Below are 13,131 nucleotides of genomic sequence, written 5' to 3'. Positions count from 1 at the left end.
GAAACATCGGCCCAAATATGTTTCAATATTGATATCGGAATCTATTGCAATTTCATATTCCAGCCTTTTCCCTCGCCCCCATTAATGTCGAAAACGATATCGATTTTCAATAATCATCAACTTTGATTGCGCATCACGTTGGTGAATATGCGATGAATGACAATATGCGGCTAAGCGGTGCACTTTTCGGAAAGTGAGCCCGGTATAACGCCATGTTGAAACTAATTTCCAGTTAAGATATTTCCATCCCAGGGTAGGGGCGACACAATCCCCTACGCTGAAGAGAATGGTGACGCGCGTTTGACCCGGTTAATTCCTCCGTCGCGCGTCGCCATCGTTGACACCCGCCGGCGAATCACAGAACAGATCCAGCTTTTCCGCACGATGGGCCGCGTACCCGCCGCGGATTGCCGTATTCAGACTGTCACCAAACTATTTAGGAGACCACCATGGCCGCGGACATTCATGTGGTGCCCACACAGGCGGACGGCTGGGCAGTCGAAGTCGAAGGTTCGGCTGGCCCGGCGGAGCTCTTTGAAACCCAGGAGGAAGCCATCAAGGTGGGCACTGAGCGTGCAAGGCGGGACAAGGTCGAGTTGCTGATCCACGGCCGCGACGGCCAGATCCGTGAGCGAAATTCCTTCGGCAACGATCCGCGCAACATCAAAGGCTAAGCAGCCATGCTGCGCCCGGCGCCCGCGCCGACGCAGGTCCAGCTTTCCCCGATGCTGCTGATCGAGTGCTCGCATTCGGGCGGACACCGCCGTCAAGCAGTGGCATCTGCCGCAGGAACGGCAGGCTGAACGCCACCGGCGAGGCGTTTTGTCTAGCGCAAGTTTCGTGCGCAAGTCACCAGCAAGGTCTGCAGCAGGGCGACGTTTTCCGCGTCGATACCTTCCAGCATCTCGGCTTCCAGCTTCTTCACTGAATCGTCGCAGCGGATCAGGAGCTTTTGTGCGCTTGCCGTGAGGCTCAAGTTCACGATACGTCCATGCGCGGGATCGGGCTCGCGCACCACCCACCCTTTTGCCTCCATCGTTTTCACGATCTCGTTGGCGGACTGCGGCGACATAAACGATCGCTCAGCCAGCTGCGCATTCGAAAGGCTGCCCCTCGCCTGTAGCACGGACATGGCAGTGAACAGCGGAAGCGTGATGCCGTGCGGTGCCAACGCTTCGGTGAGACGGCGTTTGACGATGCGGTCCGTGCGCCCGATCAGATAAGGCAACCGCGTGGGCGCCAATGGCGGTGCCGCTGCCGGCTCAAGAGTTTGCGCCGATGCCGCAGCGGCTTGTCTCGCCGACCTGGTTTTCGTTATCTCTTTTGTCTTGGTAGCCATCGTCCTGCCCGGGGGTCTTGGCAAAGTGAATGTTGCTTGTTAGGGGTTTACGCGCACCAATGATAATCTACTTGCTATATCAGGCTACCTGAAATTATATTGATTAGACGATTTCCGTAGGGCTGGCGCAGCATGAACAGGGAGGGATCGAAGCCGAACGCAGGCGATTAGCCGGACCGGCCGCAGAGTCGCGTGATCGCGCGGTCCTGGGCGCACCGGCCGTACGAACGGCGCTTGCTCATCTCCTTGCAGTAGTGGAAGCACTTTACAGCGACGACGGCCAGGCCGTCGTTGCCAGCACCTGGCCCCCTGGGCCATGACATAAAACTAAACGGGAGACACCATGCCTCAACAACTTACCGGTGGCGCCTTGCTGGCCACCGCGATCGCGCTCGTCCCTTTGGCGGGATGCGGTGGCAGCGACGACGCCGGCACCCGCACCGCATCGGCGCCACCCACCGCTTCGACCCCGGCACCGGCATCGGGATTACCGGTGCTAGGTCCGGCAGTGGGCACGACGTTGTCCGCCACATGTGAAAGCCTTGCCAGCAAGCTGGCATTCCAGGACACGTCCATTACAGCGGTCACTACAGTTGCCGCTGGCGCGATCAAGACAGGGGCCACTAGCGTGGCAGAGCATTGCCTGATTGTGGGCAATATGAAGGCGCGCACCAGTCCTGTCGATGGTAAAGCCTACGCCATGGGCTTCGAGATGCGTCTGCCCAAGGTCTGGAACGGCAGGTTCTACTACCAGGCCAACGGTGGTCTGGATGGCAGCGTCAACCAGGCGCAAGGTGTACTGGGCGGCGGGCCCCAGACCGGCGCACTTGCGATGGGCTTTGCCGTCATCAGCTCCGATGCCGGGCACACCGGTAGCCAGAATCCCCTGTTTGGGATCGATCCGCAAGCCCGGCTTGATTATGGCTATAACACCGTCGCAACACTGACACCGATGGCCAAGGCGTTGATCTCCCAGTCCTACGGCAAGGATCCCGATCGCAGCTACTTTGGTGGATGCTCCAATGGCGGACGCCATGCGATGGTCGCCGCGGCACGCATGGCCAAGGAGTACGACGGCATCGTGGCGGGCGACCCCGGCTTCCATCTGCCGAAGGCCGCAATTGGCGAGGTCTACGGCGCGCAGCAATTGGCGACGGTTTCCACGACGGGCACGGATGGCCTTCCCGATATCACCACTGCGCTGTCGGCCGCGGAGCGCGCGTTGATCTCCAGTCGCGTGCTGGCGAAGTGCGATGCGCTGGACGGTGCGACAGACGGTATGGTGCAGAACCTCAAGGCATGCCAGTCCCAGTTCAGCCTGAGCAACGACGTGCCGACCTGCGCGGGTACGACCCGTGATGGAACCTGCCTGACCGCCTCGCAGAAGACGGCACTGAGCAACCTGTTCGCCGGCGCACGCAACAGCGCGGGCCAGGCGCTGTACGCCAGCTTCCCGTTTGATGCGGGTATCAGCAGCGCAGGCTGGGCCCAGTGGAAGCAAAGCGCATCGATTTCGCTCGACCCAGCCACCTTGGCGTTCGTTTTCACGACGCCGCCGCAGCCGGCGTCGACCGCCAGCGCGCTCAAGGCGTTTGCGCTGAACTTCAGCATGGACACCGACGCACCGAAGATCTTTGCCAGCGACGGTACGTACACGGAGTCGGCCTGGTCATTCATGACGCCACCCGATGAGACCAACTTGTCAGTGCTGAAGAATCGCGGCGCGAAGCTGATCGTGTACCACGGCACCAGCGACCCGGTGTTTTCTTCGAATGACACCACTGACTGGTATGAGAGGCTGATGGCAGCCAACAGCGGTGACGCGGGCGATTTCGCACGCTATTTCCCAATTGCCGGAATGAACCACTGCTCCGGCGGTCCTACTGCCGATCAGTTTGACATCCTGACGCCGCTTGTGACCTGGGTAGAGCAAGGCAAGGCACCGGAGAGTGTCATTGCCACGGCGCGTGGCAGTTCGAACGCGGCACCTAACGGCGATGTTCCGGCAGCTTGGACCACTGGCACCGTTGACCGGACGCGCCCGCTCTGCCCGTATCCGAAGACGGCACGATACAACGGCACGGGCGACATCAACGACGCCGCCAGCTTCCGCTGCAGTTGAACGGCCGCGTATGGCAGGGTGCCATCATGCAGACCTCTCCTGCCATACGCGCCACGGCGCCATCTGCCTGTTTCGCGAGCGCCGGTCGAATCCGTCGCGGATATACGCCATTCGCGCATAACAATGTGCGAGTTTGTTAGTTCCTGGGATGAGCGGTAGCCCCTAGAGTCGGTAGCTTGTTCCCATCCGACTCATGACCCATTGGGCCTTCGCTATGACCGCATCCGAGTTACTTCACGCTGCCGCCTCAGGAACCGACATCGCCAGCCGCCGCCACCGGGCGGTGGCCCAGTTTATCGCCGAGACGCGCCAATTGCTCGGCAATGCCGACGTGACGGACAAGTCCGTGCTTGAGCCGGTGGCGAGGGCGCTGGAAGGGCTGGGCCAGCAACGGGAATTGTTTCCTGACGCTCACTTTCCGGTGTCGGCCACGAACCCCGCGCAGGTATACAGGCTGGCCGAGGATCTCGACGGCCGGTTTGCGCTGTATGTCTCGGCTGGCCTCCCAGGCAAGGCACAGCCGCCGCACGACCACACCACATGGGCGATCATCGCCGGTATCACCGGCCGCGAGCGCAACAACTTCTATGTGCGGGAGGCGACGGACGACCCGGCGCGCGACAAGCTGGTCGAAATCGGGGAATCCGATGTCGTGGCGGGCTCCTCGGTCACGCTGTTGCCCGACGATGTGCATACCATCGAGCTCCTCGGTGAGGAAAACGGGCTGCATCTGCATTTTTATGGCCTCGCACTGGATCGGCTAGCGGCCCGCGTGGTGTTCGAGAGCAAGGCCGGCGGCAGCTATCGCCACTTCGGGCCGCCGCGCCGGCTGGCGGCGCCGGTAACCGACGTCGCCACGCTGAAGGCTGCGCTGGCGGACGGACAGGAAATCGCGCTGCTCGACGTGCGCGAGACGGGTGTCCATGCCAAGGGCCATCCGTTGCTGGCAGCTTCCGCGCCACTGTGGCGGCTGGAACTGCTGATCCATCGGCTGGTACCGAGACGCGATACGCGCATCGTCCTGCTCGACAGCGGCGACGATGCCGATGCGCTCGCGCACCAGGCCGCGGCAAAGCTGGTGCGGCTTGGCTGGGGCAATGTGTCGGTGTTGCAGGGTGGTGTGGCGGCCTGGGTGGCAACGGGCAACGAACTGTTCACCGGCAGTAACGTACCGAGCAAGGCCTTTGGCGAGATCATCGAGCACGAGAAACACACGCCGTGGATCGATGCCGACGAACTGCATCGCCGTATTGAAAAGGGCGAAGACATTGTCGTGGTGGATAGCCGCACCCCGGAAGAGTTTGCAGATTTCAGCCTGCCGTTCGCGCACAGCTTGCCGGGCGCCGAACTGGTCTACCGGATTGGTGAACTGGCGCCGAACCCTGGCACGCTCGTGGTGGTCAATTGCGCAGGCCGCACCCGCAGCATCGTGGGCGCGCAGACGCTGATCGATGCGGGCATTCCCAACCCGGTGGCGTCGCTCAAGGACGGCACCATGGCCTGGCTGCTGTCAGGCCGAACGCTGGCGCACGGGCGCGTGACACCGTTGCCGGAACCGTCGGCTGCCACGCTCGATGTGGTACGAAACCGCGCGGAGAATGTGGCAGCGCAGGCGGGGGCGCGCCGGATCGATGCCGCTGGCCTGCAGCAATTGGAAGCCGCATCGCAGACGCATACCCTGTACCGTTTCGACGTGCGCACGCGCAGCGAGTATGAGTCGGGCCATCTGCCCGGCTGGCGCTGGGCGCCCGGCGGCCAACTGGTGCAGGCCACCGACGAGTATCTGGCCACGCGTCGTGCCCGCATCGTGCTGGCGGACTTCGACGGCGTGCGCGCGCTGACGACGGCTGCCTGGCTGGCGCAGCTTGGCGGGCATGAGGTGTTCGTCTACGCACCGTCCGCCGATGCGGCGCTCGTGACGGGCCCGGAGCCCGTCCATGTGCTGGCATCGCGTCCGGCCGCTGCGTCGGTGTCATCACAGCAGGCCGCGCAGCAGCTGGCCTCCGGCACGGCAAGGCTGTTCGACGTGGAGCGAAGGTCAGCTTACGAGAAGCGTCATGCGGCGGGAGCATACTTCGCCGTCCCTGACCGGCTCGAAGGGCTGATCGCCGACATTCCGGCCGAGCACGCCATTCTGATCACCTCTTCGGATGGGGTGCTCGCACGCGTGGTGGCTTCGGAACTGGCCGCGCGTACGGGCCGCGATGTCCGCTACGTGACTGGCGGCACGCAGGTCTGGGCGGCTGCGGGTCTACCGGTGGGCACGGGTGCCGAGCGGGTGCTGACCGGTGACGACGACTACTGGTTCAGCCCGTATCAGCATGCCGACGTGGCCCAGCGCAATGCCGGCTTTCAGGCGTATCTCGACTGGGAGGTCAATCTGGTGGAACAGCTCGGGCGCGAGGGCGATATCGGCTTCCGGTTGATCGGGGCCGCCGGGGCGGCAGGCTAAGCGGAACGGTCGCAACAACCGGCACGACAGGGGGCGTCACGGCCCCCCGTTTCGTTCAGCCGTGCCAGACGGCATGTGCGTACAAGTCCGGCCCGAAATCAGGCGACACCTCGGCAAGCGCGCGGGCCTGGTGCAATGCAAGGTCGGCGGTGAACAGATCCTGGCTCACGCGCGATACGATCCGCGGGATATCACGCCGCATGCTCGGGATATCGCCCAACGGAACGCCAGTGCTGACATAGCCGGCTGGATTGAACACGTGGATCGCACCGAGCCATGGCGCGGCACCGCGGTGCTTTTCGGTGTATTCCAGGCCAGAGCCCAGATAGGGCGAAGCGCCAAGCGCGTCATCGCGCTCGCCCGGCAGCGGCTCGTACCGGTCGCGCCAGCGAGCAATCCATGGGGCGATGCTGGCCAGTTCGGCGCGGTCCGCAGGGTCGGTGGTGTATCCCGTGCCGGCGATCACGAAGTCGAACACGAATGTCCGGTCTGCCACATGGGCTTCGACGCTGCCGTCGCGCAGCGTGGCAGCCTGCCACGGCGAGGATAGATGCAGGTGGAAGTTCGCATGGGCAGTGGCGCGCTTGACGGCATCTGCCGGAGGCGTCGAGCCCGCGCGGCGGTAGCGTACCGCGTGCTGCCAGCGCTGCGCATCGGACAGGCTGGCGTAGTTCTCGAAGAAGCCGGGGTACATGCGTGGCTTGGCCACGGCCCGGGCCGCGATGTGATCGCGCCGGGAGAACAGCCGCACCGCCTGCGCACCAGCTTCCAGCGCCACTGCCGCCGCGTCGAAGGCCGAAGCGGCCGCACCGATCACGGCCACCGTCTTGCCGCGTAGCGCCGCAAAGTCGATAGCATCGGCCGTATGCGCGGCGAGCCCCGCCTGAACCGCTGCCTGCAGATAGGCGGGCACGGATGGCGCACCGTTGCCGGCTACGCCGTTGGCCAGGACAAGCTTGCGCGTCGTCTCGACGTGCCTCGCACCGCCGACTTCCAGCGTCAGCCGCAGCGCCTGTACGCCGGCGTCCTCGTACGGCGCGATATCGACGAGGCGCGTGCCATGGCGGACCTCGATATCGAGGAAGTCGCGGAACCAGTCGATATAGGCGGCCCAGTCGGCGCGCGCAATGCGGTCTAGTGCCGCGAAGGCCTCGCGGCCGTGGCGGGCCTCGAACCATTGCTGGAAGCCCAGCGCGGTGATGCCAAGTTCCGGTCCTACCAGCGATTTCAGCGTGCGCAGCTTGTGCATGCGTGCGCGGGTTAGCCAGACGCCGGTGCCGGAAGGGTCTGCCGCAGCGTCGATCACGGAAACCTCGCCGATGCCCGCCCGCCGCAGTGCATGGGCGATGGCAGTGCCGCCCTGGCCGCCCCCGACGATCACGACGTTATGGTCGATGCCGTCGCGTTGAGGCACCCAGTTGTCGGGAGCCGGGCCCAGCAGCCGCAGCGTGTCCCGCGCGAATTGGTCGATGTCGCTCATGTCAGTCCTGGGCGATGGTGCGTTGGAAGGCTTGGTGCAGATCCGCAATCAGGTCGCGTGGGTCCTCCAGGCCGACATGCAGGCGGATGACCGGCGCGTTGTTCCCATGTTCCTGCCAGCTACGCGACGCGTTGAGCCGTTCGGGGGGCGCCACCAGCGCCAGGCTCTCGTAGCCGCCCCACGAGGCGCCGATCGAAAACAGCCGCAGGGCGTTGACGAACCGGCCGGCTGCGGCGTGGTCGCTGGTGCGCAGGGCAAATGACACCAGCCCGCTGGCACCCGTGAAATCGCGCTTCCACAGCGTGTGACCGGGGTCGTCGGGCAGCGCGGGATAGAAGGTGCGGGACACCAGCGGCTGCTGCTGCAGCCATTGCGCCACCTCTGTCGCGTTGCGCTGGTGCTGTGCCAGCCGTACGGGCAGCGTGCGGAGCCCGCGCAGCGCCAGATAGGCGTCGTCTGCGCCGACGGTAAGGCCCAGCGCCTCGTGTGTGGTCGCGATGCGCTCGGCCAGCGCCGGGCTGTCCACCACGACGGCGCCCTGCATGACGTCGGAGTGGCCTGCGATGTACTTGGTCGCCGCCTGGATCGAAAGATTGGCGCCCAGGCGCAAAGGCTGCAGGAACCAGCCGCCGCTCCACGTGTTGTCGATGGCGACCGGCACGCCTTTGGCGCGTGCAATGGCCGTCAGCGCGGGCAAGTCGAGAACATCGAACAGCAGGGAGCCTGGCGACTCCAGATACAAGAGCCGTGTGGTGGAGCGAATCAGCGTATCGAGGTCGTCATGTGCGGGCGAGAAATACTGGACTTCCACGCCAAGCCGCTGCAACAGCGTCTGGTCGACCCGGCGAAGCGGCGCATAGACCGTGTCGGAAACCAGCGCATGGTCGCCGGGGCCGAGCAGCGCCAGCAGCACCAGTGTGATGGCCGACAGCCCGGAGGGCGCCAGGAAGGCACGATGCCCGCCTTCCAGGGTGCATAACGCGTCTTCCAGCGCCTCATGGGTGTCGAGGCCGTGACGCCCATAGGTGGCAATCCGCTCGCCATGCGAGCGGCGGTGATGGCGGTCGGCCAGCGTCTCGACGGCCTCGAAGCGGACGGTGCTGGTGCGCACCACGGGAACGTTGACGGGGCCGGCGCCATCCTGCAGTCGTGGCGCGCCAGCATGCAGCAGCCGTGTGTGGATGCCGTCCGTGGGATTCTCGCTCATGGAATGGTCCTGGTCAGCCTTCGGTGGGTGCGGGTGCCGGTGCGAACGCGGCGTTGAATTCGGCAGGCAGCCGCGGAATGGCGCCCAGCGCCCGGCGCAGGAAGGCTCGCGTGCGCTCGTGGCTGGGGTTGCCGAAGATCTGCTCGGGCGGCCCATGCTCGACGATTCGGCCTGCTTCGGTGAAGTAGATGTGATCGCTGATCTCGGCGGCAAATCGCATCTCGTGGGTGACCAGCACGCACGTCATGCCGTCTTCCACGAGTTCGCGGATCACGGTCAGCACTTCGCCGACCGTTTCGGGGTCGAGCGCCGACGTCACCTCGTCGAACAGGATCAGCTCGGGCCGCATCGCCAGCGCCCGGGCAATCGCCACGCGTTGCTGCTGACCGCCCGACAGTTCGCCCGGATACGCGTGCGCCTTGTCGGCCAGCCGCACTTTGCCCAGCAGCGCACGCGCTTCCTGCTCGGCCTCACGCCGGCTGCGGCCGATTACCCGGGTGGGGGCGATCACCAGGTTCTCCAGTACGGTCAGGTGCGGAAACAGGTTGTATTGCTGGAAGACAAAGCCCACGCGCTTGCGCAGGGCAATCAGTTCGTCTTCGGTGCGGAGCGTTTCCACGGCGGTGTCGCCAACGCGGATCTGCCCCTGTTGCGGGCGGAGCAGCCCGGTGATGCACCGCAGGATCGTGCTCTTGCCAGAACCGGATGGCCCGATGATGGTCACGGCCTCGCCGCGCCGCACCTCGACATCGATACCCTTGAGCACGGTGTTGTCGCCGAAGGTCAGGTGCACGTCGTGCAGTGCGACCAGCGGTCTGGCGGGCGAGTCGGCGGACGCCTGCGGCTGGCGGTTGCGCAGAAAGGAATCAGTGGCGGTCATGGCGACGCTCCAGCGCACGCGTGGCGCGCGCGATCGGATAGCAATAGGCAAAGAACAGGGCCAGCAGCGTGAAATAGACCAGCACCGTGAAGTCGGTGCGGGCCACGGTATTGCTGGCCACCTGGGCGGTATCGACCACGTCGTGCACGCCAACCAGCGAGGCCAGCGACGTGCTCATGGTGATGCTGGCGTAAAGGTTCATCCACGGTGGCAACATGCGCCGCAGACACTGCGGGAGCACGATCAGCCGGAAAATCTGGCTGCGCCGGAACGCCAGCGACTGGGCAGCCTCCCATTGCGCGCTCGGAATCGACTGGATCGCGCCCCGGAATATCTCGGCCACGTTGGCGCTGGCAGGCAGGGCAAGCCCCAGCACGACCTTGATCCAGTCGGGAAACGGCACCGTCCACTGGCCAATGTGAAGCTCGAACGGAAACACATAGGTGGTGAAGTACACAAGCACCAGGATCGGGGCGTTGCGGAACGCCTGCACCCATAGTCGTGCCAGGTAGCGTATCCCGCGATGGGTGGACAGGGACAGCGCGCCGATCACCAGGCCGGCGAGTGTGCCGAGCGCCATCGCCAGGACGCTGATTTCGATGTTTGCCCACATGCCACGCAGCAGCGCCGGCGACCACGTCCACAGGTTGCGGAACGCGGCAGGCGTGCTGCCTGTGGCGTTCCAGAAGCCGACGACGGCCAGCACGCACAACGCCGCCAGCACCCAGGGGCTGGCAAGGGCATGCCTGACGGAGGGCGGCGCGGGGCGCGAGGGCAGGGCAAGCGGGTTACTGGCCATAGCCGGGCATCCTCAAACGCAGTTCCAGCCAGCGGCCCGTGCGGCTGACCAGCCAGGTCAGGACGCCGAAGAACGCCAGGATCAACAAGAGCAATTCCAGCACGTTGTCGCGCTGGGTCCAGATCATGATCGATTCATACGTGACATCGCCCACGGCGATGGCCGACGCGACGGCCGTCATCTTGACCAGGTCGACGAGGTTGTTGACCAGCGCCGGCAGCGCGAAACGGACGGCCAGCGGCAGTTCTACCTGCAGCAGCAGTTGCCGCCGCGAGAATCCCAGCGAGCGTGCGGCCTCCAGCGTGACGTGCGGGACGGCCTCGATGCCGGCGCGCAGGGCCTCGGCATGAAACACCGCCTTGTGCAGCGACACGACGGCCACCACCCAGAAGAACGGCGTCAGCGGGTTGCTGCTGCCCAGGCTGCTCAGATGCTGGGTGATCAGCATGTTCAGCACGAGAAATCCGCAATAGAGCTGCACCAGCGTGGGCGTGTTGCGGGTCAGCTCGACGAATGCGCGTGCTGGCGTAGCCAGCGCCTTGTTGCCGGAGGTGAGCATGGCCGCCAGCGCGGCGCCCGCCAGCAGGCTGCACGAAATCGTCAGCACGCACAGTTGCAGCGTGACGACCAGTCCATGCAGGAACGCAGTGCGCTCGGTAGTGTCCAGAACGAAGGCGTAGTTCAGGCCCAGCGGCTTCAGCGCGGCGATTCCGGAAACGATCCAGGCGTCGATCATGGCTGCGCCTCGGCCGACGCGGGGCTGAGTGTGGCGACGGCCTGCGCAATGCGCTGCAACGCCGCTTCAAGCACGTTGTCCGCAGCGGCGAACGACAGGCGGAAGTACGGCGACAACCCATAGGCGGCGCCTTCCACCACCGCAACGCCCGCGCTGTCCAGCAGCCAGTCCACCACATCGCTGTCGGTGGCCAGCACCTGGCCGTCGGGCCGTACCTGTCCGATCAGTCCGCCGCAATGGATGTAGGCGAAGAAGGCCCCGTCGGGCGGCAACAGGCGTAGCCCGGGAACGCGGTTGATCGCCGCGACGGTCAACGTGGCCCGGCGCGCATAGGCGTCGCGGGCCTGCTCGACGAAAGCCCGGTCGTTGGCCAGCAGCGCCGCCGCGGCGGCGGCCTGCCCGATCGAATTGGCACCCGAAGAGACCTGCGACTGGATCGCTGTCATCGCCTGCACCAGTTCGGCCGGTGCGATGCCCCAGCCGATGCGCCAGCCGGTCATCGCATAGGTCTTCGATGCGCCGTTGAGGATCAGCGATCTGGCGCGCAGGTCTGGTGCCAGCGCCAGCCAGTGCCGCGCAGGCGGGACGAAGCGGATCTGGTCGTAGATCTCGTCGAGCAGGACCAGTACCTGCGGATGCGCGCGCAGTACCTTGGCCAGCGACAGCAGTTCGTCCTCCGTGTACACCGCGCCGGTGGGATTGGACGGCGAGTTGAGGATGACCCAGCGCGTACGCGGCGTGATGGCGGACGCCAGTGCGCCGGCCGTCAGTTTGAATCCGCTCTGCTGGTCGCACGGCACGATGACGGGACTGCCGTCGTTGACGCGCACGATGTCCGGAAACGAAGACCAGTAAGGTGCAGGCACGATGACTTCGTCACCGCCATCGAGCGTGGCCGCGAATGCGTTGAAGATGACCTGCTTGCCGCCGCTGCCGATAAACACTTCGGCCGGCGCGACGCCGATGGCATGGTCCGCGTTGAAGCGTTCGGCTACCGCGCGACGCAGCACTTCGGTGCCCGGCGTCGGTGTATAGCGTGTTTCCCCGCGTGCCATGGCCGCGATGGCCGCCTGCTGGATGGCAGGCGGCGTGTCGAATTCGGGTTCGCCGGCGGTGAGCGTCAGCACGTCGCGACCTTGGCGGATCAGCGCGGCGGCACGCTGCCCGGCGGCGGCAATCGGCGACAGGCGCACGCGGCGGGCACGCTGGGACAGCGTGATGGATGGTGTGGTCATGGCTTCCGGCTCTCCGTGAAGACGGCGAAGTCCTGTGGTGCCACGTCGAACTTGCCCTGTTTGGCGCGATCGCGTGCGGGCCGGATGTAGGCCCCGTCCGGCACGCCAAACTTGCTGGCCTGGCTGAGCAGGAAGCCCGTGCGGTGCCAGTCGCGGATCGCCTTGTCGACGAATGCCACCGTGTCCTGCTCGCCGCGACGCGTCCATACGACGGTTGGCGACGGGATCAGCTGGTCTTCGGTGGCCAGCGTGAACGCGGTCCATTCCGCCTTGTTCGGTCCGTTCAGCGTCTGGTACAGCGCCGGCTGGATATGCACCGATGCCGCGCACGTGCCGCCCTTGAGCGCCAGCAACGATTCCGGGATGCCACGCAGGCCCTTGACGATGGCGCCGTACCGCTCGGCCAGCGGCTTGGCGAAGTTGCTGCCCTGGGAGACGCAGGCCACCTTGCCGCGCAGGTCTTCCCAGCGTTGGATGCCGCTTTGCCTGGACACCATGGCCGCGCCGCCGACCAGGTCGTAAGGCGTCGGGGCGAAGCTCAGGATCTCGCTGCGCTCCTGCGTCCATTGAATGTTTGCCACCAGCAGGTCGACCTTGCCCGCCTGCAGGAACTGCACACGCGTGGAAGCCGTCACCGGCACGGTTTCCAGTTGCACGCCAAGGCGGCGCGCCAGGTCGGCCGCGAGTTCCGTCTGGTAGCCGCCAGTCTTTCCGGTAGCGGTATCGAGGATGCCGAACGGCGGGCTGGGGCCGTCGATGCCAACCGACAGCTTGCCGCGCTGGCGAATCTTTTCGAGCGTGGCGTCGGCCCAGGCGGTATGGGCCGTGGCGAACCCGGCCAGCAGCAGGGCGGCCGATACGAGGTACCTGTTCATCGCGCG

General features: G+C 65.4%; 11 protein-coding genes. 3 read left to right on the top strand and 8 right to left on the bottom strand.

Annotated elements, in window-relative coordinates:
• Window positions 1-449: 449 nt before the first annotated feature.
• The gene (locus D9X30_RS22160) at window positions 450-674 is read left to right on the top strand and encodes a DUF2188 domain-containing protein (protein ID WP_153945748.1); all 225 of its coding nucleotides are present in this window, start codon (window positions 450-452) and stop codon (window positions 672-674) included.
• A gap of 152 nt (window positions 675-826) precedes the next feature.
• Here the strand turns inward: D9X30_RS22160 and D9X30_RS22155 are convergent, their stop codons facing one another.
• Entirely contained in the window at window positions 827-1,339 is a 513-nt protein-coding gene (locus tag D9X30_RS22155; RefSeq protein WP_153945749.1) for a MarR family winged helix-turn-helix transcriptional regulator, read from the bottom strand.
• A 343-nt stretch (window positions 1,340-1,682) separates the two neighbouring features.
• Between D9X30_RS22155 and D9X30_RS22150 the strand changes: the two genes are divergently transcribed.
• Both D9X30_RS22150 and D9X30_RS22145 read left to right on the top strand, forming a co-directional pair.
• Complete coding sequence (locus D9X30_RS22150) at window positions 1,683-3,461, top strand: tannase/feruloyl esterase family alpha/beta hydrolase (RefSeq protein WP_153945750.1); 1,779 nt, start codon at window positions 1,683-1,685, stop codon at window positions 3,459-3,461.
• 214 nt (window positions 3,462-3,675) lie between these two features.
• Window positions 3,676-5,913 carry a rhodanese-like domain-containing protein gene (locus D9X30_RS22145; protein ID WP_153945751.1) on the top strand — a complete coding sequence of 746 codons (2,238 nt, stop codon included), beginning with the start codon at window positions 3,676-3,678 and terminating at the stop codon, window positions 5,911-5,913.
• Window positions 5,914-5,968: 55 nt separating this feature from the next.
• On the opposite strand, the gene D9X30_RS22140 is transcribed toward D9X30_RS22145, so the two are convergent.
• From D9X30_RS22140 to D9X30_RS22110, 7 genes are read right to left on the bottom strand one after another with little or no spacing between them, the layout of a single operon-like run.
• On the bottom strand, window positions 5,969-7,393 hold the full coding sequence (locus tag D9X30_RS22140) for an FAD-dependent oxidoreductase (RefSeq protein ID WP_153945752.1): 1,425 nt from the start codon (window positions 7,391-7,393) through the stop codon (window positions 5,969-5,971).
• Window position 7,394: 1 nt separating this feature from the next.
• Window positions 7,395-8,600, bottom strand: a complete 1,206-nt coding sequence (gene metC, locus D9X30_RS22135) for a cystathionine beta-lyase (protein ID WP_153945753.1) — start codon at window positions 8,598-8,600, stop codon at window positions 7,395-7,397.
• A gap of 13 nt (window positions 8,601-8,613) precedes the next feature.
• Window positions 8,614-9,480, bottom strand: a complete 867-nt coding sequence (locus D9X30_RS22130; protein WP_153945754.1) for an amino acid ABC transporter ATP-binding protein — start codon at window positions 9,478-9,480, stop codon at window positions 8,614-8,616.
• Window positions 9,467-10,279, bottom strand: coding sequence for an amino acid ABC transporter permease (locus tag D9X30_RS22125; RefSeq protein WP_153945755.1), 813 nt, complete (start codon window positions 10,277-10,279; stop codon window positions 9,467-9,469). The genes D9X30_RS22130 and D9X30_RS22125 overlap by 14 nt, the downstream gene beginning before the upstream one ends.
• Complete coding sequence (locus tag D9X30_RS22120; RefSeq protein ID WP_153945756.1) at window positions 10,269-11,015, bottom strand: amino acid ABC transporter permease; 747 nt, start codon at window positions 11,013-11,015, stop codon at window positions 10,269-10,271. The genes D9X30_RS22125 and D9X30_RS22120 overlap by 11 nt, the downstream gene beginning before the upstream one ends.
• On the bottom strand, window positions 11,012-12,250 hold the full coding sequence (locus tag D9X30_RS22115) for an aminotransferase class I/II-fold pyridoxal phosphate-dependent enzyme (protein WP_153945757.1): 1,239 nt from the start codon (window positions 12,248-12,250) through the stop codon (window positions 11,012-11,014). The genes D9X30_RS22120 and D9X30_RS22115 overlap by 4 nt, the downstream gene beginning before the upstream one ends.
• The gene (locus D9X30_RS22110; protein ID WP_153945758.1) at window positions 12,247-13,125 is read right to left on the bottom strand and encodes a transporter substrate-binding domain-containing protein; all 879 of its coding nucleotides are present in this window, start codon (window positions 13,123-13,125) and stop codon (window positions 12,247-12,249) included. Before D9X30_RS22110 ends, D9X30_RS22115 begins: the two co-directional genes overlap by 4 nt.
• Window positions 13,126-13,131 lie beyond the last annotated feature (6 nt).

The organism is Cupriavidus sp. U2 (genome assembly GCF_009663685.2).
Taxonomy (GTDB): Bacteria; Pseudomonadota; Gammaproteobacteria; order Burkholderiales; family Burkholderiaceae; genus Cupriavidus; species Cupriavidus necator_C.
This window is presented reverse-complemented; position numbering and strand designations above follow the sequence as displayed.